We start from the raw sequence: 25,644 nt of genomic DNA on the forward strand, positions 1-25,644 counted from the left end.
GCTGTGCCGCGCACCAACGGCCTGCCAGCCGCCTCCTTAATGTCTCGTCATGAACAAGTCGCTTCCCCGATCCCTGGCCGGGCCTGAGCCGGCCGGTCCTGAAGCCGACCCCGACGGCGCCCTGTCCACGCGCATCGACGAGCCCTGGGCTTCAGGGCAGCGCAAGCGCTATCTGCGCAGCCTGGCGCCGATCGAACGAGCCGACAACACCTGAGCAGCCAGGCCCATTCCCCGCGCGCTGCCGGTGACCGGCACCACGGAACCGGGCACCACACACACGCCAACACAACAACTGGCGACGCCGCACACGCGACCACCCGGTCCAGCCCATCGCCGTGACGGTCGACACAACCGCCTGTGGTGCCACAAACCCTGACGGGTGCTCCGGCTTGGTGGCCTTAACGGAACCTCAACCCTGGGCCTCTACAACAGTTCTGCGCCTCCAAGAGCCCCCTGGCGATGGGACTGACGGAAGAAGAACAGGCGATCGTGATGGCCGCCCGGCGGTACGGAATGATCAACGAGCACCAGCGGGTGCACTATCTCTGCGGTAACCGATGCATCCTGTGGGCGCTGGGACTGGTCCCGCTCACCCTGGGCTTCTCGTTGATCCTGTGCCCGCTCGTTTGGGTGGCGCAGCACGATAGGACCGGTCGGTCAATTGATCGGCTGCGCCAGCAACTGGCTGCAACACCCTTCGCCCAGGGTTGATCGCTCAGGGCCGACGATCAGTCTTCGTCGGTGTCGTCGCCGCCGACCGGCACGAGGCGGATCTGCTTGCGGCCCAGCTTCAGTTCGAACTCATCGCCGGGTTTGAGATCGAGCAGACCGGTGTAGGCCTTGCCCACCAGCAGGTTGCCATTGCCTTGCACGGTGGCCACGAAGCTGAGTTTGCGGCCGCCCTTGCTGACCGGTGAGCCCGCGCCATTGCCGAGGCTCACGCCTTTGGCTTCCAGCAGAGCTTCGTAGAAGGCCGTGAAGTTGAGCCGCTCGGTGCCGTCCTTCTTGGTGCTGAGATAACCGCAGCTGCGGACGAGCTCAGACTTGGAGGCATCGCCAAGCTCCTTGACTTTGGCCAGCAAATCAGATCCAGTGAGCATGTTCGGATGCGCCTGAAGACGTCTTCAACATAGCAATCGAAGGGTATGCCTCTGCAAGTGGGTGGCCAATTCAAGCTGCGATCCAGCGGCAACATCGTATGACCGAGCCCGAAAATGGAGCGTCTTCGCTTAGCTGGTCCCTGGCGACACTGGGCATGATGGCTCTGGACGAGGGCTCAGTTCCCTGCTATAGACAGGATCCTGGGTGCCGCAGAGGATGTCCCAGAACGTGAAATAAAGACCGAAGTGAACGCTGTGCCTGCGGTGGTGGAGCGAATGATGCTGGGGGCCGATCACCCAGCGTCCCAGCCAGTGGTGCGGAAATGAACCGGGCAGGCGATCGAGGCCGAGGTGGTTCACCACCGCCCACACGCTCATGGTGGTGAGCACCGCCAGCAGGGTCACCACATGGAGGGGCACCACGAACACGATCGCCACGAGGAACACCGCCTGGACCGCCGCTTCGGCCGGATCGAAAGCGAAGGAGGTCCAGGGTGTAGGGCACGGCGATCGGTGATGACCCTGATGCCAGCGCGCGAACAGGGCAGGGTGATGGAACAACCGATGGGTGGCGAAAAAATAACCGTCCTGCAGGATCAGCACGGCGCCATAGCTGAACGCGGCATAGAGCAGGCCACGCATGCTGGTGCCGTCGTATAGCAGGGTGAAGCCATGGTTGTAGGCCGTCATCATCGCGGCGGTGGCCAGTGCGAAGATCGCCGCCGACATCATCGAGAGCCGGATGTCATGGCCGATCCAGCGGCGCGAGGGGCGGCGGCCGATCGCCGGAGGCTGCGACGAAGCCGCTGCGGCCATGATCGCCGTGGCGCCCGTCGGCTCCGATCGGTACAACAGCAGATGGGAGATTCCGGCCACGAGGAAGTAGCGCAGCACGATCACCGCGAAGAACACCACCACGTAGAAGCCGAACCCGTGGCTCTGCATGCCTGACCGCCATTCCCTTCACCGTATGGGCGCTGGCCGATTCCTCCAGGGTGGGTTTCCCCCTGGCACGCTCCCGGCTGTCCCCCCAACCCGCCAAGGTTCTGTTCGCAATGCCACACCGGCGGTGGTCGGCACAGGACGGCTGGCCCTCCTGGCCGTGGCTGGAAGCGCCGTGCTGGTCCTGACCGTCACCACCGTCACCACCGCCTTCCGGGAGCGGGCACACGACTCCGCCCTCGCGGACCGCGACCGGCTGCAGAACGCCGTCAAGCCTGGGAATCCCCTGCACCGGGTTCCGCCAGCTGCTGCGTGATCAGCTGCTAGCCCTCAGCCTTTCCAGCCCGCCAGCCGCGAGGCGGCCTGGGAGCGTGCCAGGGCGCGGGCGGCCGGCAGGGCCGGCTCCAGCCGCAGGGAGGTGAACGGTGGCAGGTACCGGCTACGCAGCCAGGCCCCCCAGCGGAACTCATGGAAGGGAATCAGGGGGGCCGCCTCGATCACCCCCTCCCGCTTCAGCTTCCACACCAGGCTGCGGTAGGGGTCGTCGTGCAGGTCCAGCAGGCTGCTGGGCAGCCGCTCCGGCGGCAAGGGGCCCTGGCCGCGGCCGTCGAACAGATACAGCCAGCCCAGCACCTGCAGCTCCCGCAGCACCGAGGGTCGGTCGCTGTGGTCGAGCTGACGCACCACGTAGCCATAGGCGGTGGCCCCGGGGTCCACATCCAGCAGGCCGCGCAGGCGGTGGTGCCGGTCCACCATCCAGAGGCCGCCAGCGGCGCTGCGCGCCAACGGCACCGGCTTCTTCCGCAGGTAGTTGCGCCGCTGCTTGTCGGGTTCGCCCCGGAAGTCGGCGCGCCGGTGCAGCACCTCCGCCATGCCGATGCACATCTGGGTGGGCTGCAGCTCCGCCACCGGCACTTCGATCAGTGCCTCGGCCTCGGGCGGCGGCGGCAGGGGCTCGAAGGGTTGCTGCAGCTGGGACATGAACGGGAGGGGTGTGTCCGGAGGAGGGTGCGGTCAGGCGCTGCCGGCGTGGCCGGTGGAGACAGCTTGGCCTGCGGGCGGGAGTTGCTCTCTACACGATTTGATCGGTTGTTTCGTTCATGAACAGCCCGTTCGCGCGGAGAATGTTCCATTCCTCTCTGATCTTGACAGGCTCTTAACCATTCCATTACACGCCTGGTCATCTGTCGCTGCTAACTATCAGTGGTCTTTCAATCGGCTGCTCCAATGACCTTCGCGAAGAAGGCCCTGGTTTTTGGTTCTCTTGCTGTTCTCGGCGTTGGTGCGGCGGCTACAGCACAGACCGCACTCAATGGAGCCGGCGCCACATTCCCGGCCCCGTTCTACCAACGAGCCTTCGCTGATCTCGCCGCTGGTGGTGGCACCAGGGTCAATTATCAGTCGGTTGGTTCCGGTGCTGGTGTGCGCCAATTCATCGCCGGCACTGTTGATTTCGGTGCCACCGATGAGCCGATCAGCGCCGCTGATGCTGCCAAGGTGAGCCGTGGCGTGGTGCAGTTCCCCACTGTGGGTGGCACGATCGCGATCGCCTTCAACCAGCCCGGTTGCAACCTCAAGCTCACCCAGAAGCAGGCCGCTGATGTGTTCTTGGGTGTGATCAACGATTGGAAGCAACTGGGTTGCAAGCCCGGCCGGATTTCCGTGGTTCACCGCTCCGACGGCTCCGGCACCACCTTCGCGTTCACCAACTCCCTGTCCTCCTTCTCGCCGGCCTGGAAGAGCCGCGTGGGTGAAGGCAAAGCCGTCAAGTGGCCCGTCGGTGTGGGCGGCAAGGGCAACGAAGGCGTGGCTGGCATCATCCAGAACACCCCCGGCTCGATCGGCTACCTCAACCAGGCGTTCGTGAAGGGCCGGATCCGCGCGGCTGCCGTCCAGAACAAGGCGGGCAAGTTCGTGCTCCCCAACCTCAAGAGTGGCGCCGCCGCCCTCAACAACATCAAGCTGAACTCCATGCTGGCGGGTGAAGAACCCAACCCGGCGGGCGCTGACAGCTACCCCATCGCCACCCTCACCTGGGTGCTGGCGTACCGCAAGGGCAATGGCGCCAAGGCCAGCTCGATCCGTGCGGCCATGACCCATCTGCTCAGCCCTGCCGCCCAGGGCAAGGCTGACGACCTCGGATATGTGCCCCTGCGCGGCGCCATCCTCAACAGCGCCCGCAAGGCCATCGCCAACATCGGCTCCTGATCCTCAGGCGCTGGTTATCGCCATACGGAAGGGCTATCTCGGTCGTTCCTGATCGCAAGGGGGGCTTCGCCCCCCCTTTCTTTTTAAGGGGCGTTGATCTTGGTCTTGAACTTGTCTTGACCCGCAGCCTCTTTGAACCATTGCACCCGATTGGGGGCGGCCCAGCCCTTGTGCCTTGCTCGCCGCCCGGCGCCTTAGCCGCTGCTTAACCGACTGCTTATCCGGCCTTTGCCTCGTTGTCGGTAGTCCTCCATACGCTCAATGGTGTCCCCGGGTGATGGCCATGGTTTCGACGCCTTTCCGCGATGCCGGCCGCAGCGGCGCCATTCGAGACATCCTCGAAACCAGCTATCGCAACCGCAACCTGCTGCACGTCACCGCCGGAAGCGGTGTGCCGTTGATCAAGAACAGCATCTGGCTGGTGGTGCGCGGCATGGTGAAACTTGAGGCCGTCACCATGCACGGCGATGCACTGCTGCTCGGCCTGGCCGGCCCCAACGAACCCTTCGGCGAGCCGCTCACCAATGTGCAGGCGTATGGCGCCTACACGATCTGCGATTCCGATCTGCTCTGCCTCTCTTGCGCTGAGATCGAGCAGTCCCCCCATCTCGCCATGGCGATGATGCAGGCCCTGGTGTCGCGCTACCGCCAGGCCGAAACCATGCTGTCGCTGCTGGGGCTGCGGCGCGTTGAAGAACGGGTGCGCGGCTTCCTGGAATTGCTGGCTCAGGATTATGGCCAGGCCTGCGACACCGGCCTGCGGCTGAACCTGCGGCTCACCCATCAGGAACTGGCCAGCGCCCTCTCCACCACCCGCGTCACCGTCACCCGCGTGCTGGGCGTGCTGCGTGAAGAGGGCTGGCTGCAGATCGATGGGCAGCGCCATCTGGTGATCAGCCATCTGCCCAAGCGCCGATGAGCCGGCAGGAGCCTGGCCTAGCTTCAGCCCAGGATGCCCCCTGGGCCGGAACCCCCATGCCACGGCTGCTGATCGTCGATGACGATGAAGGCATCAGAACCACCCTTCAAGAGGCACTCCGCCATGAAGGTTTCGATGTGGTGTGTGCCTCCAACGGCCGTCAGGCGATCAACCAGATCGATGCCCGCCAGCAGGCGTCGAGCGGTGGCTTTGATCTGGTGGTGCTGGATCTGATGCTGCCTGGTGTGGGCGGTCTGGATGTGTGCCGCCATCTGCGCCGCAGCGATGCCCACACACCGATCCTGATGGTGAGCGCCCGTGACACCGAAACCGATCGGGTGCTTGGCCTTGAGCTCGGCGCCGACGATTACCTGGTCAAGCCGTTCGGGCTGCGTGAACTCGTGGCCCGCTGCCGCGCCCTGCTACGCCGCTCCCAGGGCCCGTCCGAGCGCTTTCCGGTGCGCCCCGCCATCAGCCATGCGGGTCTCACCCTCTATCCCGATGAGTTCCGTGTCACCCGCGAGGGGGTGAATGTGAACCTTTCGCCGAAGGAATACCGCCTGCTGGAGTTCTTCATGCAGAACCCCGGCCGGGTCTGGAACCGCAACCAGCTGATTGATGAGGTCTGGGGCACCGACTACGTGGTGGACACCAAGACCGTGGACGTACACATCCGCTGGTTGCGGGAAAAGCTGGAGGCCAACCCCTCCGCTCCCGAACACATCCTCACAGTGCGAGGCTTCGGCTACCGCTTCGGTTGAGGGCTGTGTTCCCGTGAGGTCTCTGCTCACCCTGGCCTTCGGCGTGCTGATCGGCTGGGGCCTGGCCCGGGCGGCCGCCAGTTGGCGGCGCCGTTCGCTTCAGGCCCGTGCGCTGGCGGTACCCCCGCTCAGCCGCTCCCAGCTGCTCGCCTGGCTGAATGCGGCCCCGCACGGCTGGCTGGCCCTCGATCGGGCCAGCACCATCCAGGCGATCAACACCAAGGCTGAGTATCTGCTGCAGCTGCCCGCCGATTCGCTGTTGCGTGGCGAAGAGCTCAGCCAGCTGGTTCATTCACCCGAGCTGGAGGAGGCAGTCCAGCGCTCCCGCCGGCTGGAGCGGGCCCAGCGGGTGGAGTGGAGCCTCGGGGCCGAGCCGCTGGAAGCCACCCTCCTGCCCGGAGAGGACGGCTGGATGGCGGTGTGGCTCAGCAGCCGCCGCTCGCTCGAATCCCAGCTTGATCAACAGAGCCGCTGGGTGAGTGATGTGGCCCATGAGCTCAAGACGCCCCTCACGGCCCTGCTGCTGGTGGGCGACAGCCTGGCCGCCCAGGCCACCCGTTCCAACGTCGTGCTGATCGAGCGGCTGCAACGTGAGCTGGAGCGGTTGCGGGAGCTGGTGGGGGACCTGCTGGAGTTGTCGCGGCTGGAGAACAGCCTCCCCGGCGATGACGAGCGCTACCGCTGCCTCGACCTGCGCGACCTGCTGGCGGAGGCCTGGAGCAGCCTGCGCCCCCTGGCCGACCAGCGCGCCGTGAGCCTTGATCTGGCGGCCTGCCCAAGCGCGCCGCTGCGGGGGGATGGGAGCCGCCTGCACCGGGCTCTGCTCAACCTGCTCGATAACGCCCTGCGCTACACCCCCGACGGCACCGCGATTGACGTGGGAATCAGCGGCACGGGGCAGTGGTGGGAGCTCACGGTGCGCGATCGCGGCTGTGGGTTCAGCGTCACTGACCTCAAGCATCTGTTCGAGCGCTTCTACCGCGGTGATCCCTCCCGGGTGCGCAGCCGCCGCTCCGGCAGCGGCCTCGGCCTGGCGATCGTGCAGCAGATTGCCCTCACCCACGGCGGTCGGGTGGAGGCTCGCAACCATCCGGCCGGCGGTGCCCTGGTGGAGCTGGTGCTGCCGCGGGGCGAGTCGCCCCTTCCTTCGGTTTCCCCGTAAGGTGAGGGCTCACCATTGCCAGTAGGGCGTCGGATCAGGGGATGACACAAGCTCTGGCCCTCCCGCCTGAACAGCATGCCGCCTCCGCCAGCACGGCTCCTGTGCGGCAGTCGGTGCCGAAGATGTATCTCGACCCGCCGGAGCCGTGGAATCCCACGGTGGGTCTGTTTCTGGCGGGCTACGCCCTGGCCGGGCTCTGCATCTGGGGCTGGTTCGTGGGCAACTGGTCGTTGCCGGTGCTGCTGCTGCTCGGTTTCCTTGCGCTCCACCTGGAGGGCACGGTGATCCACGATGCCTGCCACAACGCCGCCCATCCCAACCGCTTCTGGAATGCGGTGATGGGTCACGGCGCGGCGCTGCTGCTGGGCTTCAGCTTTCCGGTGTTCACGCGGGTGCACCTTCAGCACCACGCCCATGTGAACGATCCCAAGCGCGACCCCGACCACATCGTGTCCACGTTCGGGCCGCTGTGGTTGATTGCGCCGCGCTTCTTCTATCACGAAGTGTTCTTCTTCCGCCATCGCCTCTGGCGGCGCTGGGAGTTGCTCGAGTGGGGTCTGGCCCGGGCCCTGTTCTTCACGATCGTGGCCGCTTCAATCCGCTTCAACTTCCTGCCGTTCGTGCTCAACGTCTGGTTCGCTTCGGCGCTGATGGTGGGTGTCACACTGGGCCTCTTCTTCGACTATCTGCCTCACCGCCCCTTCCTTTCGCGCAACCGCTGGCAGAACGCCCGGGTGTATCCCAGTCGCGTGATGAACTGGCTGATCATGGGCCAGAACTATCACCTGGTTCACCATCTCTGGCCCTCGATTCCCTGGTTCGAGTATCAGGACGCCTACCGCGCCACCCAGGATCTGCTCGAATCCAAAGGCTCACCGCAGCGGCTGGGGTTGTTTGAAACCCGCCACGACGGCATCAATTTCCTCTACGACATCTTCTGCGGCATCCGCAGCCACAAGCGCCGCCGCAGTCGCCTGCGACCGATCGCCGCGCTCTTCCCCAGCCCCCGTGCCCGCCGCCATGTGCTGGCGCTGCTGCACCGCACCGCCGTTTCCCCTGTGCCCCGCTCCACGGTGAGCTGAGCGAAAGAAGCTAGTCGGCCAGGATTTTCGGCACCCGGAAGAAATCGCCCTGGCGCTGCGGCGCCAACCCCAGCAGTTCCTCGCGCACGGGAGTGGGATCCACCCGGTCTTCGCGGGTCACGTTCACCACTTCAACTGCGCGGGTGGTGGCTGGCACGCCCTCGGTGTCCACCTGCTCGAGATGGGCGACGTAATCGAGGATGCGCTCCAGCTGGCTGGTGTAAGTGGCGATCCTCTCTTCAGGCAGCTCCAGGCGGGCCAGTTTGGCCACCTTGCGCACGTCGTCGCTGTCGATCCTGCTCATCGCACCGGAGCTCACATCTGAGGCCGAACCTAGCCTGAGCCCACCCGTTCAGTCGGCCGGTTCCCCGTCGTTGAGGAAGGCTTCGAGATCGGCGGTGAGCGCGCTGGCGGCCTGATCGAGGATGGCCGCGCCATGGGCGGCGGTGGCCAGGAAGGGATCGGAGCCCATGCGCCCATCGGGGTGGCGGCGGCGGAAATCCTCCGGCCCGTGGATCGGGCCCGCCGGCGCCGCTTCCGGCAAGGGGCGCTGCAGGGCGATCAGGCTGGGCTCCAGGTGCAGGGTGAGGGCGATTTCGCTGGGGGTGGCGTGGTGCCCTTCACGATCGCCATAGAGCTCCCGGGCCTGCCGCATCACCGGCCCCGCCATGAACCAGTTGGCCAGCCGGCAACGCAGCTCGGTGGCATGGGGCAGCCCGCGGGCGGCGGCGGTGCCGTAGGCCTGGGCGAAGGCGGCCCGCGCCGTGGCGATGTTGCCGCCATGCCCATTGATCACGAAGATGCGCTGGAAGCCATGCCGTGCCAGCGACAGCACCACGTCATGCAGGACGGCCAGCAGGGTGGCGGGTTGGAGGCTGATCGTGCCGGGGAAGGCCAGGTGGTGCTCCGCCATGCCGAAGGCCTGCGCGGGCGTCACCAGCACGCCGGTTCGGCGTCCCACCTCGAGCGCCACCGCTTCGGCGGTGAGGGCGTCGGTGCCGATGGCGCCGGTGGGCCCGTGCTGTTCGGTGGAGCCGAGCGGCACGATCACCCCCTTGCAGTGCTCCAGGTAGGCCTCCACCTCCGGCCAGCTGCGCAGCTGCAGCCGGATCGCCTCATGACTGGCCACCGGGCCCGGAACGGCGGGGCTGCCCGCCGTGGCCGGTGCAGGGGAGGACGTGGTGCTCACCGGCGAAAGGCGGCGCGGCCGCCGCATGAAAGTGTCCCGTGCATCATCTCTAGGATCGAAGCCAACCGGGCCTGACCCGGCCTCGTCCGGCGCTGGCCGGGAGGGTGATGTTGCACCGCAAGCTGGATCAGTTCTGCAGCGAGAAACGCCCGGTGTGGGTGTTCCTGCGGGATCAGCAGTGCTGGATCGAGCAGGCCACCGTGGTGGAGATCGTGGGCGATCTGGTCACCCTCCGCTACGACATGGCCGACGACGACGAGCGCCACAGCTGGGAGGAGAGCGTGCGGCTGGATTCAATTGGTTCCGTAAGAACCCGGCTGGCTTCTTTCAGCCGCAGCGGCAGTGCGGAGGATCTGGAAACCGCCGACGACTGCCCGGAATCGGAACGGCTGCACAGCCAGGGCTGAACGCGGCTGGGCGGGTTTGCCCAGGCACAACGCCCGCTGGCTCCACTTCAGTGGGCCGTGCCGTTGCCGTCGTAATCGTCGGTGTCGTAGAAGCCGCCGCGGGTGCCGAAGTAGAGCGTGGCCAGGACGAACAGCCCGCTGCCGGCCAGCAGCACGGTGCCGAGGTTGAAACTGGAGAGAGCGCTGGACAAGGGAAGGAGCCGATCGGACGAATGGCAGGGACTGTGACCACCCCCGCCGGCGCCAGTCTGGCGGGTGGCGACCCGGCGGGCGCAGCCGTGTGCGCGAGCGATCACCGGCTGCCCGCTGCGGCCGGCGCCGGCCTGCCGCTCAAGGCCTTCGCCCGTCCGGCCGAGCAGGTGGCCCCCGATCTGGTGGGCTGCCTGCTGGTGCGCGCCCTGCCCGGTGGCGGCCATGTCTGGGGGGTGGTGGTGGAAACCGAGGCCTATGGCCAGAGTGAACCCGCCTGCCATGGGCACCGCCGCCGTTCCCCCAGCAACGACACCCTCTTCGGCCCGCCGGGCCGCTTGTATGTGTATCTCACCTACGGCCTGCATCACTGCGTGAATGTGGTCACAGGACACGACGACTACGCCAGTGGGGTCCTGCTCAGGGCCGTGGCCCTGCCGGGCGAGGCCGAGCGGATCGCTGCCGGCCCCGCTCTGCTGGCGCGGCGTTTCGGCCTGAACCGCTGCCACGACCGCCAGCTGCTGGCACCGCCGCAGGGGGCCTGGATCGCGCCGCGCCCGGAGGCGCTCCAGCGCTGGTGGCAGGGCTGTGAGCAGGCGGGCGACGACCCGATGGTGTGCACCACCCGCATCGGCATTTCCCAGGCCCAGGAGTTGCCCTGGCGCTGGTATCTGCGCGCCAGTCGCAGCGTCAGCCGCCGCGCGCGGGGCGATCGCCCGCCCCGGCCGGCGGTGGCCTTCTGCCCCGCCGCGATGGCCACACCGGGTGGGCTGCCATGAGCCGCTGGAGCCACCGCCATGTGCTGGATCTCTCCGCCTTCTCCCTCGCCGACTTCGCCACCGTGCTGGAGCTGGCGCAGCGCTTCCGCTCCCTGCCCACCAGCGGCGCGCGGCGTTTGCCGGCCCTGCAGGGCCGTCTGGTCACCAGCCTGTTCTTCGAGCCCAGCACCCGCACCCGCAGCAGCTTCGAGCTGGCCGCCCGGCGGCTGTCGGCCGATGTGCAGAGTTTCTCACCGGCCTCCAGCTCGTTGAGCAAGGGCGAGAGCCTGCTCGATACCGCCCGCACCTACGTGGCCATGGGCGCCGACGTGCTGGTGGTGCGTCATGCCTGCGCTGCTGTACCCGCCGCCATGGCCCGCGCCCTCGACCGCAGCGGCGAGCGGGTGGCGGTGCTCAACGGCGGCGATGGTCTGCACAGCCATCCCAGCCAGGGCCTGCTGGATCTGCTCACCCTCGCCCGCTGGTTCGAGCCGACGGCGCCCACACCCGCTGCCCTGGCCGGCAAGCGCATCGTGATCGTGGGGGATGTGCTCCATTCCCGCGTGGCCCGCTCCAACCTGTGGGCGCTCACCGCCTGCGGCGCCGATGTGGTGCTCTGCGGTCCTGCCACGCTGCTGCCCGATGGCTTCGCGGCCTTCGTGCAGGCACCGCCGCCGGGCCAGGCGCACGATCCGGTGGAGCGGCGCGGCTCGATCCGCATTGCGCGTCAGCTGGAGGAGGCCCTGCCGGGCGCCGATGCGGTGATGACCCTGCGCCTGCAGCAGGAGCGCATGCACCAGCACCTGCTCACCAGTCTGGACACCTACCACCGCCACTACGGCATCAGCCACCGGCGGCTGGAGTTGTGCGGCAAGCCGGTGCCGGTGCTGCACCCGGGGCCGGTGAACCGTGGCGTGGAGCTGAGCGGTGCGCTGCTGGATGATCCCAGCCGCTGCCTGGTGGAAGAGCAGGTGCGCAACGGCATTCCGATCCGCATGGCGCTGTTGTATCTGCTGGCTGCCGCTGAACCCGACCCGTTCACAGCAGCTTGAAACCGTCCAGCAACAGCCCGTAGAGGAAGCCGGTACGGGCGGCATCGATCAGCTGCAGGGTGAGACGGTCGCCGCTCTGCTGCAGCAGGGCGCGGCGGGTGCGCACCGACAGCTCCATCAGCGCCACGCTGGCCAGGGCGGCGACCGGGTCGAGATAGGAGAGGGCGCCGATGAGCATGCCCACCGAGCCCCCCATGAAGAAGCCGCCCAGCAGCGTGATCACCTGCAGAGACAGCCGGCGCCAGGGATTGTGGGCCCAACCTTGCAGCCGTTCACCGGCCAGACCGATCTGGCGATGAAGCCTGGTCTGCTGCAGGCGGGTCACGGAAGAGGGTGGCAGGAGCAACGGCTGGCGATCCCCATCACCTGGCCCGGACAACTGCCGAACACTTTTTACACCATTTCTGGTGTGGGGGGTACCCCCAAACGCCATCCATAGGGGATTGAAATAAAAAGGCCCGGGCAGGGCCCGGGCCAGGGGGATGGGAACGGCCCCAGACAACCGATGGTTTCGCGTCCCGGCAAGATGCACCCTCGGCCGGTGCTGTCAAGGGACCGCCGGCCTCAGCCGTCGCCGTCCTTGTTCTTGCGGGCGCCCTTGCCCTCGAGCAGTTCGAGCAGTGCTTCCATCTGCGCCATCACGCCGCGCACCTCGCCGGCCTCGGGCAGCAGGCCGTCTTCCATGACGCCCTGGTGCATTTCGCGCAATTCCTGACGGATGTAGCGGAGATGGCTGACGACCTGTTCTCGCTTTGACTGCGACATGGAGGCGGGAGGCAGGATGCTGAGCTCCCTTTTACCCTATCGACCCCCCCTGACCCGCTGGCCAGGCAAGGGTTGAGCCGGAGAAGGTCCCCCAGCCGTGCCTGCCGCACCGTCGGTGGCACGGAAACCGGTGTGCTCAGCGGCGCGCGAAGCGGGCTCGTGCTTCGTCGTAGAAGGTGAGATCGATCGTGCTGAGCTGCGCCTCCTGCGCCAGCGCTTCGATCCGTCGCCGCGCGGCGGGGCGCACGAAGAAGGGCACTTCCTTGAGCTTCTGCTCGGCGTCGCTGGTCCAGTCCATGGTTCAGGTCAGTCGTTGGAGGATGTGGGGAGGCCTTGCGGCCCATCGCATCGGCAGGGGAGGCCTGGCGTCAGGTTGCATAGGCAACAGGCCGGAGACAGCCGTTTTGCAAGAGTGGGCGGATCGGATGCCCCCTGCGTGCAGTTTCACGGAAGCCTCAACGAGCTCAAGTCCATCGTCACCAGCCTCGACCATCCCGGTCACTGGGAGCACAAGGGGGCGTACGAGATGTTCGTCTTCGACGAAAAGCAGACCAACCTCCGCCTCAACTGGTGGCCCGACAGCGGTGCCATCACGCTTGTGGGCGACCCCGCCGACCGTGACAGCTATCAGGCCGCCCTCGCCGGCTTGCTCGATGCCAGCACCAGTTCAACGGCTTCAGCACACGAGAGTTGAAGCGCTGCCCTTGAGAGAGTTGAAGAGCTTTCCCCCGCGGGAGTTGAGCTCCTCGGGTGCGTGAGACTTGAAGGGTTTTCCCACGTGAGACCTGAAGGCTTCCCGAACGTGAGGCTTGAACGGCTCCCGTTCGTGAGAAGCAGAGGATGATCTCTGGCCGGTGCTTGGCGCCCCGCGCTGAACATCCCTGAGGAGCGAGATCTCTTCTTCAGTGCAGGAGTTGCTCAGTCCGTGAGCCGCCCTCCACCGGTGGAGACGGTGGAAGAGTGCAGGTGGCCGCCTGCCGTGGATTCTTCGCCTTTTGGATGAATCTGTGAATCCATGGGCCCGACCACTCTGATGGGGTGATGTCTGCAGATGGTGCGCGGCTGATTCACGGCATGGTTCGCGCAGCTCCATGCGCATGGTTTGTGCTCCATGCGCATGGGTCGCTGCTCAATGCGTTGGATTGTTGTCATTCTTTGTTGCATCTTTTTCACCCGGGTAAGCTGTACAGAGTTCACGGAACGCAATATCAGTCTTTGGATGCCCGGCACGGCTGGCGCCCTTCGCCATGCTGGCGGCCTCCGCCATCGCCCTTCCACTTCCGGCTTTGGCAGTCCCCTATGTGTACGCAGATGCCATCCTGGGCGTCAAGTCAGTTGAAGGCTGTGTTCAACGGGCCACCATGCTCGCCAACAAGCATGGGTTTACATCCGAGCATGAAGTGGTAGACAAATCCGATTTCTACGCCGCTCACGCAGACTTGCCGATGACCCTGAATGTCTCTTGCAGCAGCAAGATCGGCACGATCGTGGTCGTCGTGGCTGGAATGAACAACCAGGAAACCTTCGCTGCCTTTCAGAAGATCTACGCCGACTTCTAGAGCGTCGGTCGCTCAGGCAGAAGCCAGCGCCTGATCCCATCTCGGCCTTTCCGCGCGCAGCCTTTCCGTGCCCAGCCTTTCCGCTCTTGGCTGAGCTGCTCCCGTTGGTCGATTCGCTTCCGTCAGCCAGGCGTGCCTGCCTCGGGCGCTGTGATCCTGCTTGTCCCACCGCCAGCTCACAGAGCCAATGAATCGAACCGTCCGGTCACCAACGGCTCATCACCTCATGGCTTAGGGGTGCCGGCTCTCCGCTTTGCATTCGCCGGCATGGCCTGGCTCCCATCGATGGCGGCCTCAGTGGCTTCCTGGCTCTGGCAGAACGGGAGGAGAGGGCTGACGGGCTGCTGCAGCAAAGCTGTCTTTCGTCTACGCCTATCTCCGCAGAGGGCGGAGGCCCTTTGAACGGAGTGCCTGAAAGTCTGAGAAGCCGATGGAGAATAGGGGACTCGAACCCCTGACCTCTGCGGTGCGATCGCAGCGCTCTACCAGCTGAGCTAATTCCCCGTGGCGAAAAGCTATCACTGCCGCCTGGGTGTCTGCCGGGGCGGCTGGGCGTTCGCTGGCAGGGCCGTTGAGGCAGCGAGCAGCCGCCAGGCCGTTGATGCGATGGAATGAAACCGGACATCTGTCTCCATTGCCTTGGCCGACCCCATCGCTCCGTCCACGTCCGAGGCCGCCGGCCAGCCGCAGGGAAGCGCTGGCCCAGCGATCACCCCCGAGCGGCTTGAGGCCTTTGATGAAGCCGCGATCGCCGAGCTGGCCCGCCGCCTCGATGAAGACGATTACCCCACCCCCTTCGCTGGCCTGCAGGACTGGCACCTGATGCGGGCGCTGGCGATTCACCGCCCGGAGCTGGCCCGCCCCTACGTCCATCTGGTGGATCAGGAACCGTTCGATGAGGAATGAGGGCGACAGTCGTCCTGATCCCCTGGCGGGGTGCCGGATCCTGGTGGGCATCAGTGGCAGCATCGCCGCCGTCAAGCTGCCGGGCCTGGTGAGTGCCCTCGCCAAGCGGGGCGCCGAGACGCGCTGCGTGCTCACCCCCAGTGCCACCCGGCTGGTGAGCCCGGTGGCGCTGGCCAGCCTCAGCCGCCGCAGTTGCCTGCTGGAGGCCGACCAATGGAGCCACCAGGCGGCGCGGCCGCTGCACATCGAACTGGCCGAATGGGCCGATCTGGTGGTGGTGGCACCGTTGAGTGCCAGCAGCCTGGCCCGGTGGGTGCATGGCCTTGGTGACACCCTGCTGGCGAGCACCTTGCTGGCCGCCGAGGCGCCGGTGCTCGCCGCCGCCGCCATGAACACCGCCATGTGGAGCAACCCTGGGGTGCGCCGCAACTGGCACGACCTCCAGAGCTTTGCCGGGGTGCTGCCGCTGGGCCCTGAGCCCGGGTTGCTCGCCTGCGACCGGCAGGGCGATGGACGGATGGCCGAACCGGCCCTGCTGGAACTGGCGCTCGAATCCCTGCGCCTGCATGGCGCCAGCCGTGACTGGCGCGGCCGTCGGCTGTTGGTGAGCGCCGGTCCCACCCGCGAATTCCTCGATCCGGCCCGCTGCCTCACCAACCCCAGCACGGGGCGGATGGGGGTGCTGCTGGCTCAGGCCGCCCGCCTGCGGGGGGCGCAGGTGGATCTGGTGCATGGTCCGCTCAGCGTGGAGGCCGCCTGGCTGGAGGGGCTGCAGCTTCACCCGGTGGTCACCGCCGCTGAGCTGCAGCAGCGGCTGCTCGCCCTCCAGCCCGAAGCCGATGCGATCGCCATGGCGGCGGCGGTGGCCGACCACCGCAGGGCAGCGCCCTTGCCCACCAAGCTGGGCAAGGAGGAGCTGGCGCTGTCCCTGCAGGCGGGCTGGCAGGAGGTGCCCGACCTGCTGCAGCAACTGGTGAGCCAGCGCCGGCCCGGCCAGCGGATCCTCGGTTTCGCGGCCCATTCCGGCGATGTGCTGCCCCAGGCCCGGGCCAAGTTCCGGCGCAAGGGCTGTGATCTGCTGTTCGCCAATCCGATTGATCAGCCCGGTGCCGGATTCGCCGCCGCCACCAACCAGGGCTGGCTGCTGGGGCCGGGCTCCGACGAGCGCCCGCTGGCTTCGATGGGGAAACTGGCCGTGGCCCACCAGCTGCTGGATGCGCTCGGCGCCTTGCTCCCGCCGGCCTCCGAGCCTGCCCCACCGGCACCGGCCAGGCTGCTGTGAGTCATGTTGTTGAGAGGCGCAACTGCGCTGCAGGAGCCCGGGTTTCTCCTCTGTAGGATCGCCGCGACGCACGCCTTAACAAGGTTTCACCCTGCCCGCGCGGCTTCTCCCCATGCGTTTCCGACCCCTGCTCGCACTCGTGCTGGCGCTCTGCCTCACCATGGTCACCGCCTGCGGCGGCGGTGCCAAAGCTGTTGATCGCACCAACGTCACCTACGAAGACATCGTCAACACGGGCAAGGCCAACGACTGCCCCACCCTTCCCGATTCTGCGCGCGGCACGATTCCCCTCGATTCCGGCGCCCGCTATCAGCTTCGCGACATCTGCCTCCACCCCAGCGAGGTGTTCGTCAAGGGTGAACCCGCCAACAAGCGGCAGGAAGCCCAGTTCGTGGCCGGCAAGATCCTCACCCGCTACACCTCCAGCCTCGATCAGGTGTATGGCGACCTGAAGGTCTCCGGTGACTCCCTCACCTTCAAGGAGCTCGGCGGCATCGACTTCCAGCCGATCACCGTGCTGATGCCCGGTGGTGAGGAAGTGCCCTTCACCTTCTCCAGCAAGGAGCTGCTGGCCACCTCCAACGGAGCCGCGATCAGCACCAGCACCGATTTCGAAGGCACCTACCGCACCCCCAGCTACCGCACCAGCAACTTCCTGGATCCCAAGGGCCGTGGACTCACCACCGGCTACAGCAGCGCTATGGGCCTGGTGCCGGCCGGTGACGACGAAGCCCTGGCCAAGGAGAACACCAAGCAGTACATCGATGGTCGCGGCTCCATGAGCCTCTCGATCACCAAGGTCGACAGCGCCACCGGTGAATTCGCCGGGGTGTTCACGGCGATCCAGCCCTCCGACACCGACATGGGCGGCAAGCAGGCTGTCGACGTGAAGGTCACCGGCCAGCTGTTCGGACGCCTCGAAGAGGCCTGAGCCAGGCCCGGGCCTTCCGCATTTCGCCAAGCCCTTCCGGAGCAGTCTCCGGAAGGGCTCTTTCGTCCCTTCCCATCGGCGCGGGCGTTCCGGACGCCCCACCGCTGAGCCCATCGGGCCGGGCTCCCCTGTTCACCACCCAGGCAAGGGTGCTCTGAAAGAATCTCTCCATTCCCTGATGTCGCTGCCCGTGACCTCAACCACTTCCGCTGACGGCCAACCCATGGTTCATGGGATCGCGCCCCACGGCGGCACGCTCGTTGATCTGCGCGTGCCGCCCGAGCAGGTGGCGGCGGTGAAGGCCGGTGTGGATCGGGTGCTGGAGTGCTCCGATCGCAACGCCTGCGACGTGGAACTGCTGATGGTGGGAGGCTTCTCGCCCCTGCGCGGCTTTATGCACGAAGAGGATTACCACGCTGTGGTGAGCGGGCACCGCACCACCTCGGGCCTGCTGTTCGGCCTGCCGGTGGTGATGGACACCGACGATGACACCATCGCCCCGGGCGATCGCCTGCTGCTCACCTACCGCGGTCAGGACCTGGCGGTGCTCACGGTCGAGAGCCGCTGGGAGCCCGACAAGGTGCGTGAGGCGGCCGGTTGCTACGGCACCACTTCGATCGAGCACCCGGCGGTGCGCATGATCTGGGGCGAGCGCGGGCGCTTCTACCTCGGCGGCATGCTGCAGGGCCTGGAGCTGCCCCGCCGGGTCTTTCCCTGCCAGACGCCGGCCGAAGTGCGCAGCCAGTTGCCCGCCAGCGAAGACGTGGTGGCCTTTCAGTGCCGAAACCCGATCCACCGGGCCCACTATGAGCTGTTCACCCGTGCCTTGCACGCCGCCAACGTGAGCGCCAATGCCGTGGTGCTGGTGCATCCCACGTGCGGCCCCACCCAGGAAGACGACATCGCCGGCGAGGTGCGCTTTCAGTCGTATGAGCGGCTGGCCGCCGAGGTGGACAACCCCCGCATCCGCTGGGCCTATCTGCCCTACGCCATGCACATGGCCGGCCCGCGTGAGGCCCTGCAGCACATGATCATCCGCAAGAACTACGGCTGCAGCCACTTCATCATCGGCCGCGACATGGCCGGCTGCAAATCGTCCCTCACGGGCGACGACTTCTACGGCCCCTACCAGGCGCAGGATTTCGCCCGCGACCAGGCCACCGAGCTGGGCATGGAAACGGTGCCGTCGCTCAACCTCGTGTACACCGAGGAGGAGGGCTACGTGACCGCCGAGCACGCCGAGGCCCGCGGGCTGCATGTGAAGAAACTCAGCGGCACCCAGTTCCGTCAGATGCTGCGCAGCGGCGAGGAGATCCCGGAATGGTTTGCCTTCCGTAGCGTGGTGGAGGTCCTGCGCGCCGTCTGAAGGCCTGCCGCCCCATTAACATTCCTTTACTTCCATCTCATCAGGAGCACACAGGGTGAAAAAGCGCTGGCGCAATGCGGGGCTCTATGTGCTCCTTGCCGTCGTGGTGATCGCCGTGGGAACGGCCTTCCTCGACCGGCCCAACCCGGCCAACGCCCCCCGCACCCTCCGCTACAGCGACTTCGTTGAAGCGGTGCAAGGCAAGCAGGTGTCGCGTGTGCTCATCTCCCCCGACCGGGGCACTGCACAGATCGTCGAAAACGATGGCGGCCGCGCGGTGGTCAACCTCGCCCCTGACAAGGACCTCCTGAAGCTGCTGACCGACAACAACGTCGACATCGCCGTGCAGCCCAGCCGCGAACCGGCGGCCTGGCAACAGGCGATCGGCAGCCTGCTGTTCCCCCTGCTCCTGCTCGGCGGCCTCTTCTTCCTGCTGCGTCGCGCCCAGGGCGGCGGTGGCAACCCGGCCATGAGCTTCGGTAAGAGCAAGGCCCGGGTGCAGATGGAACCGCAGACCCAGGTCACCTTCGGTGATGTGGCCGGCATCGAGGGCGCCAAGCTCGAGCTCACCGAGGTGGTCGACTTCCTCAAGAACCCCGATCGCTTCACGGCCGTCGGCGCCAAGATCCCCAAAGGCGTGCTGCTGGTGGGCCCTCCCGGCACCGGCAAGACCCTGCTCGCCAAGGCGGTGGCCGGTGAGGCCGGCGTGCCCTTCTTCTCGATCTCCGGTTCGGAGTTCGTGGAGATGTTCGTGGGCGTGGGCGCCAGCCGCGTGCGCGACCTGTTTGAGCAGGCCAAGAAGAATGCCCCCTGCATCGTGTTCATCGATGAGATCGACGCGGTGGGCCGTCAGCGCGGCGCCGGTCTCGGCGGTGGCAACGACGAGCGCGAGCAGACCCTCAACCAGTTGCTCACCGAAATGGACGGCTTCGAGGGCAACACCGGCATCATCATCGTGGCGGCCACCAACCGCCCCGATGTGCTCGATTCAGCGCTGATGCGGCCGGGTCGCTTCGATCGCCAGGTGGTGGTCGATCGCCCCGACTACGCGGGCCGGCTGCAGATCCTCGGCGTCCACGCCCGCGGCAAGACCCTCGCCAAGGACGTCGACCTCGACCGCGTCGCCCGCCGCACCCCCGGTTTCACCGGCGCCGACCTGGCCAACCTGCTCAACGAAGCGGCGATCCTGGCGGCCCGCCGTCAGCTCACCGAAGTGTCGATGGATGAGGTCAACGACGCGATCGAGCGCGTGATGGCCGGCCCCGAGAAGAAAGACCGGGTGATGAGCGAGAAGCGCAAGCGCCTCGTGGCGTATCACGAAGCGGGCCATGCCCTCGTGGGCGCCCTGATGCCCGACTACGACCCGGTGCAGAAGATCAGCATCATTCCCCGCGGCCAGGCCGGCGGCCTCACCTTCTTCACCCCCAGTGAAGAGCGGATGGAATCGGGTCTCTATTCCCGCGCCTATCTGCAGAACCAGATGGCTGTCGCCCTGGGCGGTCGTGTCGCTGAAGAGATCGTCTACGGCGAAGACGAAGTCACCACCGGTGCCTCCAACGACCTGCAGCAGGTGGCCCGTGTCGCCCGCCAGATGGTCACCCGCTTCGGCATGTCCGATCGGCTGGGTCCTGTGGCCCTCGGTCGCTCCCAGGGCGGCATGTTCCTCGGCCGTGACATCGCCGCCGAGCGCGACTTCTCCGAAGACACCGCCGCCGCCATCGATGAGGAGGTGGGGCAACTGGTGGAAGAGGCCTACCGCCGTGCCAAGGGCGTGCTCACCGACAACCGTTCGGTGCTCGATGAACTCGCCGACATCCTGGTGGAAAAGGAAACCGTGGATGCCGAGGAGCTGCAGGAGCTGCTGATCCGCAGCGATGTGCGGGTCGCCGAGTACGTCTGAGCCTGCCAGTGCCCTGCAGCTCCTCTCTGGGGCTGCGGATTGGGGGCCCGCCACTGGCGGGCTGATCTCTTCCTTGCGGGAGCAGCCCCTGCTCACCGTGGTGCGCTGTGCTGAGGCCGCCGCACTCCACTGGCAAGTGCAGCAGCTGGCCTCAGCGGGTGTACGGCATGTGGAGGTGGCCTGGTCGCCCCAGTCCGGCTGGGTGGAGCAGTGCCAGGCGTTGCAACGCCAGTTTCCCGGCCTGTTGTTGGGAGCAGCATCGATCACCACGGCCGCTGCCCTCGCCGATGTGCGTGCGGCTGGTCTGTCCTATGCGATGTCGCCGCTGCTGTGCCCCGAGCTGCTGGCCGAGGCGGCACGGCTCGATCTGCTCCTCGTGCCAGGGGTGATGTCCCCCACGGAGGTGAACCTTGCCCGGCGCCTGGGCTGCGGCCTGGTCAAGTTGTTTCCGGCGGCGGCGCTCGGCCCGGGCTATTGGCGCCTGCTGGCCGGTCCCCTGGCTCCGCTGCCCTTCTGCATCGCCGCCGGCGGCCTGCGCCCCGCCGATGTGCCCGTCTGGTTGGCGGCGGGGGTGCAGGCGGTCACCCTGGGCTCCGCCCTCTTCACTGCCGGCCCCGAGGCTGCCCTGGACCCTCAGCTGGCGCTGCTGCTGCAGGCCCTCAAGCTGGCTTCAGCAGCCGCCTCAGCCAAGAACGCAGATGATCCGGACAGTCCTGCAAACACCGGGCCATGGCTGCCCTTCTCTCAGGCCTGAGCCAACCTTGTGTGCGTGGCAGCCTCAGCGGAAAGCTGTGCCCATCACGAGCTGCGGGAGCCTGCCTGCTTCCCAGCGGGCGGCCGCCCTCCTGCCGCCGGCCCCGGCATCAGCGTGATCACCAGAGACTGCATTGCCCCTGTTGACGCAGCAGGTGATCGGCCAGCACCAGGGCCACCATTGCTTCCACCATCGGCACCGCGCGCGGCAGGACGCAGGGATCGTGGCGTCCTTTGGCTGCGAGCGTGGTGGCCTCCCCGGCCAGCGTGACCGTCTGCTGGGCCTTGCGGATCGTGGCGGTGGGCTTGAAGCCCACCCGCAGGCAGATCTCCTCGCCGTTGCTGATGCCGCCCTGGATGCCACCGGAATTGTTGGTGGCGGTGTGCAGGCTGCCATCCGCGGTGGGCAGGAAGGCATCGTTGTGCTCACTGCCTCGCAGCAGGGTTCCGGCGAAGCCGGAGCCGATCTCAAAGCCCTTGGTGGCTGGCAGTGACATCACCGCCTTGGCCAGATCCGCCTCCAGCTTGTCGAACACCGGCATGCCCAGCCCTGGCGGCGGCCGCCGCACCACGCACTCGATCACCCCACCGCAGGAATCGCCCTCGCGGCCGATCGTCTCGATCCGTTCGATCATTCGCTCCGCCGTTTCAGGGTCGGGGCAGCGCACGATGTTGGCCTCCACAGCCGCCAGGGTGACCAGCGCTGGATCGATCTGCGCCTCGATCGTGTGGATGCGCCGCACCCAGGCCATCACCTCGGTGCCGTGGGCGCGGGCCAGCAACTGCTTGGCGATCGCACCGGCGGCCACCCGGCCGATCGTTTCCCGCGCCGAGGCGCGGCCACCGCCGCTGCGGGCCTGGATCCCGTACTTGGCCTGGTATGTGGCATCAGCGTGGGAGGGGCGAAAGGCCACCTCCATGTCCTTGTAGTCGCCGGGACGCTGGTCCTGATTGCGCACCACCATGGCGATCGGGGTGCCGAGGGTGACCCCATCGAGCAGCCCGCTGAGCACCTCCACCTGATCGGCTTCCTTGCGCGGGGTGGTGATGCGGCTCTGCCCCGGTCTGCGCCGGTCGAGCTCGGCCTGAATCGCTGCCAGATCCAGCGGCAGCCGCGGCGGGCAGCCATCCACGATCACCCCCACGCCGCCGCCGTGCGATTCGCCGAAGGTGCTGATACGAAAGAGCTGGCCGAAGCTGCTGCCCATGGCGCCATTGCACTGGCTGGAGCCTACTGATTCGAGCTGCTGCGCCTCAGCTATCACCTCACTGCTGTCTCAGGCCGGCGCTGCTTGCTTGGTGCTGCTCCCCTCGCTCCTCATCCCCGCCCCGATGGCCCGCGAAGTGAGGTCTGCGCCACACAACGCCCGAGACCTGCGGGGCTGCTGGCGGTTGGATCGATGCCCTGCAACCTGCATGCACTCAAGATCGGTGAAGGGTCATTGTTCTCAGCGCCAAGGCAGTGAATGCTCCGTCATTTGGATGGAGAAGGTCGCAGGCGAAAGGGGAAGCTTTCGGCCCATTCTTGGGCATTCCACTCCGCTATTGCACGCAAGAGAGTGGATTTTCCGTTGGATCAAAATGGACATCTCGAGTGCTGTGGAACACATCAACTCTGAAGCGAAGGCCACCAAGATGGTGGCGAGATGATCCATTGAGGTGATGCCCCCTTTGTCCTACTGCGGCGGTCATCCAGTCGAGCTATTTAGGTCGGCTCGAAGAACAAGCCGTTCGATGGTGAGGATCAATGGCCTGGCCTTGGTCGCCTCAGTGTTGTTGGTCTGGCTGCTGCCACCGGTCGCTGCAAGGGCCGATGGCTCCCAAGCCACGCCAGGCGATGTGCTGTACCAGCCAAGCGTGGGTCAGGAAGGGAAGGACGTGATCTGGGTGCCAACGCCGGATGCCCTGATGCAGGCCATGTTGGACATCGCGAACATCCAGGACGGTGACATTCTTTACGACCTTGGCTCAGGCGACGGCAAGATTGTAATCGGCGCGGCTCAACGCTATGGGATTAAAGCTGTTGGCATTGAGTACAACCCAGATCTGGTTGCGCTTGCCAAACGTCATGCCGCTCGGGCCGCAGTGAACGACAAGGTGACGTTCATCAGGGGAGACATCTTCAAAGAGGATTTCAGCGAAGCCACGGTGCTCACGCTTTATCTCCTGCCACAACTCAACGTGAAGCTGAAGCCCACCATCCTGGCGATGCGTCCGGGCACCCGGGTTGTATCCAATTCCTTCGATATGGGCACCTGGCCGGCTGATGCCACCATTGAGCTGGAAGGGGGCAGAGGCTTTTTCTGGGTGGTTCCGGCCTCGGTGCAGGGCCGTTGGCAGCTGGGCGCTCAGGGTGCGAAGCCGGCAGCGGAGCTTGACATCCAGCAGTCCTTCCAGATGCTGGGCGGCCGCCTGCTGCTCAATGGTGAGAGCCTCAGCATTCTCTCCGGACGGATGCGGGGCGAAGCGATCAGCTTCACCTACGGCACCAGATCAGCCAATGGTGACCAACCCCGCGGCACGTTCAAGGGAACGGTCCGGGCTGGAATCCTTGCCGGAACCCTCAGTGATCAGGGGGTGGACGTGCAGCTGTCAGGTGGCCGGATCAGCCAAGCGCTGCGGAGTCGGCCATGAGCCAGTTGAGCGGGCAGCCAGAGCGCTTGATGCCATCCACACCAGCCCAGACCAATCCAGCCAGGGTGGTCCACCAATGGGAAGCTGTTTGCCTGATCGTTGGCCTGGTGATCGGAGCAGGGATCTTCAAGACCCCCAGCCTGGTGGCGCAGTTCACCCAGGATCCCGGCTGGTTGATCACTGCCTGGGTTGTGGGGGCTGTGGTGAGCTTCACCGGCGCCCTTTGTTATGCCGAACTCAGTTCCGCTTACCCCCACATCGGCGGTGAATATCACTTCCTCACCCTGGCTTATGGCCGCAGGTTGTCGTTCCTGTATGCCTGGACCAAGGCCACGGTGATCAATCCTGGCTCGATTGCTCTGCTTGCTTTTGTGTTCAGCGACGCCTTCAGCCGTCTGCTCCCCCTGGGCCTCCGATCTGAAGGGATGGGGGCGCTGGTTGTCGTACTCGTGCTCACGGCATCGAATCTGCTGGGGCTGCGCGTGGCCACCGGCATCCAGAAACCACTGGTGCTGGTGATCCTGGTTGGTTTGCTGATCATCAGCATTGCCGGTTTTGCCAGCAATGGTCACCTCGCGTCTATCTCCACCGCGGCCTTTCAGAGCAGTCCCCGTCCGGCCAGCCTGGGCACAGCCCTGGTCTTCGTTCTGCTCACCTTCGGTGGTTGGAATGAGGCCGCCACCATCTCTTCAGAGGTGAGAGGTGGGCCTCGCGCGGTCACGAACGTGCTGGTGCTGAGCCTGGTGTTGATCACCGCGATCTATCTGGTGTTCAACCTGTCGTTGCTTTCCGCGCTGGGGATCTCCGGGCTTGCCCAAAGCTCTGCTGCCGCCGTGGATGTTCTGGGCCAGTCCCTTGGCCGCTGGGCAGAGCTGGCTGTGATCCTGCTGATCGGGGCGGCCGCCCTCACCAGCATCAACGCAACGATGGTGATGGGTGCCAGGGCCAACCATGCCCTTGGCCAAGACTGGCAGGCCCTTGGCTTCCTCGGCGGATGGCAGAGGGTACGAAGCACCCCCACCCGGAGTTTTCTGGTTCAGAGTCTTTTCAGCAGCGCGTTGATTGCGATCGCCGCCGTTCAACCCGATGGCTTCACGGCGATCGTGGAATACACCGCACCCCTCTTCTGGGCTTTTCTCACCCTGATTGCACTGTCCCTGATCATCCTGCGCCGCCGCTCCGGTGCGCCAAGCCTGAACACTTTCCAGACGCCACTCTTCCCCTTGTGTCCGCTTCTTTTCGCTGTGGCATGTGTCTATCTAGCGTTTTCAAGCTTCCAGCATGCCGCTGCTAATGAATCGGCTTTCCTCTCTCTGTTTGTCCTGCTCTCTGGCGTTGTTGCTCTGGTAGGCCTCTGCCTGCGGCAGCGAAAGCTCCGCCTTCTTTAGAACGTTCTTGCCCGGGATCTGCACGGAAGGCTGTTCACGCGCTTCCCGCCAGTCTGAGCCGATGCCGTCATGCGTGCGCCGTGTGCTCACAGGCGGCAGCCACCACCCCTGGCCCTAAGCCGTTCTTCATTACTCGCCGTTCTTCATTACTCGCACCTGTTTGCCCACACCCACACCCAATCCAATCCCAGCCCCCCATCCACCTCTGACTGCTTCCTGCCAAAAAAAAGCCCCCGCAATCTGCGGGGGCTGCTGATCGATCGGTGTTCCTCAACCTGTCTTCAATGAAAACCTGTTGAAGAACGTAGGGGATCAGCCGATCGCCGGAGCGGTCAGGGCCACAGGGGTGGCTTCGGCAGACGCCAGGTCGAGCGGGAAGTTGTGCGCATTG

The 25,644-nt window shown here is 66.1% G+C and carries 31 protein-coding genes and 1 tRNA gene; 21 read left to right on the top strand and 11 right to left on the bottom strand.

What is annotated here, in order from left to right:
• Window positions 1-49 precede the first annotated feature (49 nt).
• Both KBZ19_RS09025 and KBZ19_RS09030 read left to right on the top strand, forming a co-directional pair.
• Window positions 50-214: a hypothetical protein gene (locus KBZ19_RS09025; RefSeq protein ID WP_255100659.1), complete on the top strand. Its 165-nt coding sequence runs from the start codon at window positions 50-52 to the stop codon at window positions 212-214.
• Window positions 215-459: 245 nt separating this feature from the next.
• On the top strand, window positions 460-711 hold the full coding sequence (locus tag KBZ19_RS09030; RefSeq protein WP_094514966.1) for a hypothetical protein: 252 nt from the start codon (window positions 460-462) through the stop codon (window positions 709-711).
• A gap of 17 nt (window positions 712-728) precedes the next feature.
• Here the strand turns inward: KBZ19_RS09030 and KBZ19_RS09035 are convergent, their stop codons facing one another.
• Both KBZ19_RS09035 and KBZ19_RS09040 read right to left on the bottom strand, forming a co-directional pair.
• Window positions 729-1,100 carry an AbrB family transcriptional regulator gene (locus KBZ19_RS09035; protein ID WP_094514962.1) on the bottom strand — a complete coding sequence of 124 codons (372 nt, stop codon included), beginning with the start codon at window positions 1,098-1,100 and terminating at the stop codon, window positions 729-731.
• 129 nt (window positions 1,101-1,229) lie between these two features.
• Complete coding sequence (locus KBZ19_RS09040) at window positions 1,230-2,045, bottom strand: sterol desaturase family protein (protein WP_255100660.1); 816 nt, start codon at window positions 2,043-2,045, stop codon at window positions 1,230-1,232.
• A 124-nt stretch (window positions 2,046-2,169) separates the two neighbouring features.
• On the opposite strand from KBZ19_RS09040, the gene KBZ19_RS09045 reads away from it, so the two are divergent.
• Window positions 2,170-2,358 carry a hypothetical protein gene (locus KBZ19_RS09045; RefSeq protein ID WP_094514955.1) on the top strand — a complete coding sequence of 63 codons (189 nt, stop codon included), beginning with the start codon at window positions 2,170-2,172 and terminating at the stop codon, window positions 2,356-2,358.
• Window positions 2,359-2,372: 14 nt separating this feature from the next.
• On the opposite strand, the gene KBZ19_RS09050 is transcribed toward KBZ19_RS09045, so the two are convergent.
• Window positions 2,373-3,023: a ParB-like protein gene (locus KBZ19_RS09050; RefSeq protein WP_255100661.1), complete on the bottom strand. Its 651-nt coding sequence runs from the start codon at window positions 3,021-3,023 to the stop codon at window positions 2,373-2,375.
• A 246-nt stretch (window positions 3,024-3,269) separates the two neighbouring features.
• Between KBZ19_RS09050 and pstS the strand changes: the two genes are divergently transcribed.
• From pstS to crtR, 5 genes are all read left to right on the top strand, one after another.
• Window positions 3,270-4,250, top strand: a complete 981-nt coding sequence (pstS, locus tag KBZ19_RS09055) for a phosphate ABC transporter substrate-binding protein PstS (protein ID WP_255100662.1) — start codon at window positions 3,270-3,272, stop codon at window positions 4,248-4,250.
• A gap of 283 nt (window positions 4,251-4,533) precedes the next feature.
• Entirely contained in the window at window positions 4,534-5,169 is a 636-nt protein-coding gene (locus KBZ19_RS09060) for a Crp/Fnr family transcriptional regulator (RefSeq protein ID WP_094514993.1), read from the top strand.
• 56 nt (window positions 5,170-5,225) lie between these two features.
• Complete coding sequence (locus KBZ19_RS09065) at window positions 5,226-5,930, top strand: response regulator transcription factor (RefSeq protein ID WP_255100663.1); 705 nt, start codon at window positions 5,226-5,228, stop codon at window positions 5,928-5,930.
• 13 nt (window positions 5,931-5,943) lie between these two features.
• Window positions 5,944-7,092, top strand: coding sequence for a cell wall metabolism sensor histidine kinase WalK (locus KBZ19_RS09070; protein WP_255100664.1), 1,149 nt, complete (start codon window positions 5,944-5,946; stop codon window positions 7,090-7,092).
• Window positions 7,093-7,133: 41 nt separating this feature from the next.
• The gene (crtR, locus tag KBZ19_RS09075; RefSeq protein ID WP_094514934.1) at window positions 7,134-8,174 is read left to right on the top strand and encodes a beta-carotene hydroxylase; all 1,041 of its coding nucleotides are present in this window, start codon (window positions 7,134-7,136) and stop codon (window positions 8,172-8,174) included.
• 10 nt (window positions 8,175-8,184) lie between these two features.
• Here crtR and gatC read toward each other — a convergent pair whose 3' ends face one another.
• Complete coding sequence (gene gatC, locus KBZ19_RS09080; RefSeq protein ID WP_255100665.1) at window positions 8,185-8,478, bottom strand: Asp-tRNA(Asn)/Glu-tRNA(Gln) amidotransferase subunit GatC; 294 nt, start codon at window positions 8,476-8,478, stop codon at window positions 8,185-8,187.
• 48 nt (window positions 8,479-8,526) lie between these two features.
• Entirely contained in the window at window positions 8,527-9,390 is an 864-nt protein-coding gene (locus KBZ19_RS09085) for a creatininase family protein (protein ID WP_255100666.1), read from the bottom strand.
• 80 nt (window positions 9,391-9,470) lie between these two features.
• Between KBZ19_RS09085 and KBZ19_RS09090 the strand changes: the two genes are divergently transcribed.
• Window positions 9,471-9,770, top strand: a complete 300-nt coding sequence (locus tag KBZ19_RS09090) for a DUF6679 family protein (protein WP_255100667.1) — start codon at window positions 9,471-9,473, stop codon at window positions 9,768-9,770.
• 47 nt (window positions 9,771-9,817) lie between these two features.
• On the opposite strand, the gene KBZ19_RS09095 is transcribed toward KBZ19_RS09090, so the two are convergent.
• Window positions 9,818-9,961, bottom strand: a complete 144-nt coding sequence (locus KBZ19_RS09095) for a hypothetical protein (protein WP_198948333.1) — start codon at window positions 9,959-9,961, stop codon at window positions 9,818-9,820.
• A gap of 21 nt (window positions 9,962-9,982) precedes the next feature.
• Between KBZ19_RS09095 and KBZ19_RS09100 the strand changes: the two genes are divergently transcribed.
• A complete protein-coding gene (locus KBZ19_RS09100) occupies window positions 9,983-10,738 on the top strand; it encodes a DNA-3-methyladenine glycosylase (protein ID WP_255100668.1) in 756 nt (251 codons plus the stop codon).
• Window positions 10,735-11,769 carry an aspartate carbamoyltransferase catalytic subunit gene (locus tag KBZ19_RS09105; RefSeq protein ID WP_255100669.1) on the top strand — a complete coding sequence of 345 codons (1,035 nt, stop codon included), beginning with the start codon at window positions 10,735-10,737 and terminating at the stop codon, window positions 11,767-11,769. The genes KBZ19_RS09100 and KBZ19_RS09105 overlap by 4 nt, the downstream gene beginning before the upstream one ends.
• On the opposite strand, the gene KBZ19_RS09110 is transcribed toward KBZ19_RS09105, so the two are convergent.
• From KBZ19_RS09110 to KBZ19_RS09120, 3 genes are all read right to left on the bottom strand, one after another.
• Window positions 11,756-12,094, bottom strand: a complete 339-nt coding sequence (locus tag KBZ19_RS09110) for a DUF565 domain-containing protein (RefSeq protein WP_311134152.1) — start codon at window positions 12,092-12,094, stop codon at window positions 11,756-11,758. The two genes, KBZ19_RS09105 and KBZ19_RS09110, sit on opposite strands and share 14 nt — an antisense overlap.
• Before the next feature lie 239 nt (window positions 12,095-12,333).
• Complete coding sequence (locus KBZ19_RS09115; protein ID WP_094514908.1) at window positions 12,334-12,534, bottom strand: hypothetical protein; 201 nt, start codon at window positions 12,532-12,534, stop codon at window positions 12,334-12,336.
• Between the two features lie 136 nt (window positions 12,535-12,670).
• The gene (locus KBZ19_RS09120; protein WP_255100670.1) at window positions 12,671-12,832 is read right to left on the bottom strand and encodes a PCP reductase family protein; all 162 of its coding nucleotides are present in this window, start codon (window positions 12,830-12,832) and stop codon (window positions 12,671-12,673) included.
• 138 nt (window positions 12,833-12,970) lie between these two features.
• Here KBZ19_RS09120 and KBZ19_RS09125 point away from each other — a divergent pair, with 138 nt between their 5' ends.
• Window positions 12,971-13,228, top strand: a complete 258-nt coding sequence (locus KBZ19_RS09125) for a hypothetical protein (RefSeq protein ID WP_255100671.1) — start codon at window positions 12,971-12,973, stop codon at window positions 13,226-13,228.
• 553 nt (window positions 13,229-13,781) lie between these two features.
• Window positions 13,782-14,093: a hypothetical protein gene (locus KBZ19_RS09130; protein ID WP_255100672.1), complete on the top strand. Its 312-nt coding sequence runs from the start codon at window positions 13,782-13,784 to the stop codon at window positions 14,091-14,093.
• A gap of 431 nt (window positions 14,094-14,524) precedes the next feature.
• Here KBZ19_RS09130 and KBZ19_RS09135 read toward each other — a convergent pair.
• A tRNA-Ala gene (locus KBZ19_RS09135) sits at window positions 14,525-14,597 on the bottom strand.
• 204 nt (window positions 14,598-14,801) lie between these two features.
• Here KBZ19_RS09135 and KBZ19_RS09140 point away from each other — a divergent pair.
• The 6 genes from KBZ19_RS09140 to KBZ19_RS09165 all read left to right on the top strand — a co-directional run bounded on the left by KBZ19_RS09140 (window position 14,802) and on the right by KBZ19_RS09165 (window position 21,232).
• Window positions 14,802-14,999: a DUF2555 domain-containing protein gene (locus KBZ19_RS09140; RefSeq protein ID WP_198948334.1), complete on the top strand. Its 198-nt coding sequence runs from the start codon at window positions 14,802-14,804 to the stop codon at window positions 14,997-14,999.
• Complete coding sequence (gene coaBC / locus KBZ19_RS09145; RefSeq protein ID WP_255100673.1) at window positions 14,989-16,281, top strand: bifunctional phosphopantothenoylcysteine decarboxylase/phosphopantothenate--cysteine ligase CoaBC; 1,293 nt, start codon at window positions 14,989-14,991, stop codon at window positions 16,279-16,281. The genes KBZ19_RS09140 and coaBC overlap by 11 nt, the downstream gene beginning before the upstream one ends.
• Window positions 16,282-16,393: 112 nt before the next feature.
• Window positions 16,394-17,212: a photosystem II manganese-stabilizing polypeptide gene (gene psbO, locus KBZ19_RS09150; protein WP_255100674.1), complete on the top strand. Its 819-nt coding sequence runs from the start codon at window positions 16,394-16,396 to the stop codon at window positions 17,210-17,212.
• Between the two features lie 178 nt (window positions 17,213-17,390).
• On the top strand, window positions 17,391-18,578 hold the full coding sequence (gene sat / locus KBZ19_RS09155; protein ID WP_255100675.1) for a sulfate adenylyltransferase: 1,188 nt from the start codon (window positions 17,391-17,393) through the stop codon (window positions 18,576-18,578).
• 55 nt (window positions 18,579-18,633) lie between these two features.
• Complete coding sequence (gene ftsH3, locus KBZ19_RS09160; protein WP_094514883.1) at window positions 18,634-20,478, top strand: ATP-dependent zinc metalloprotease FtsH3; 1,845 nt, start codon at window positions 18,634-18,636, stop codon at window positions 20,476-20,478.
• 73 nt (window positions 20,479-20,551) lie between these two features.
• Entirely contained in the window at window positions 20,552-21,232 is a 681-nt protein-coding gene (locus KBZ19_RS09165; protein ID WP_255100676.1) for a bifunctional 4-hydroxy-2-oxoglutarate aldolase/2-dehydro-3-deoxy-phosphogluconate aldolase, read from the top strand.
• Between the two features lie 118 nt (window positions 21,233-21,350).
• Here the strand turns inward: KBZ19_RS09165 and aroC are convergent, their stop codons facing one another.
• Window positions 21,351-22,439, bottom strand: coding sequence for a chorismate synthase (gene aroC, locus KBZ19_RS09170; protein WP_255100677.1), 1,089 nt, complete (start codon window positions 22,437-22,439; stop codon window positions 21,351-21,353).
• Window positions 22,440-22,965: 526 nt separating this feature from the next.
• On the opposite strand from aroC, the gene KBZ19_RS09175 reads away from it, so the two are divergent.
• A complete protein-coding gene (locus tag KBZ19_RS09175) occupies window positions 22,966-23,865 on the top strand; it encodes a methyltransferase domain-containing protein (RefSeq protein ID WP_255100678.1) in 900 nt (299 codons plus the stop codon).
• Between the two features lie 29 nt (window positions 23,866-23,894).
• Window positions 23,895-25,253 carry an APC family permease gene (locus KBZ19_RS09180; RefSeq protein WP_255100679.1) on the top strand — a complete coding sequence of 453 codons (1,359 nt, stop codon included), beginning with the start codon at window positions 23,895-23,897 and terminating at the stop codon, window positions 25,251-25,253.
• Window positions 25,254-25,644 lie beyond the last annotated feature (391 nt).

It is taken from the genome of Synechococcus sp. L2F (genome assembly GCF_024345695.1).
Lineage (GTDB): Bacteria > Cyanobacteriota > Cyanobacteriia > PCC-6307 > Cyanobiaceae > MW101C3.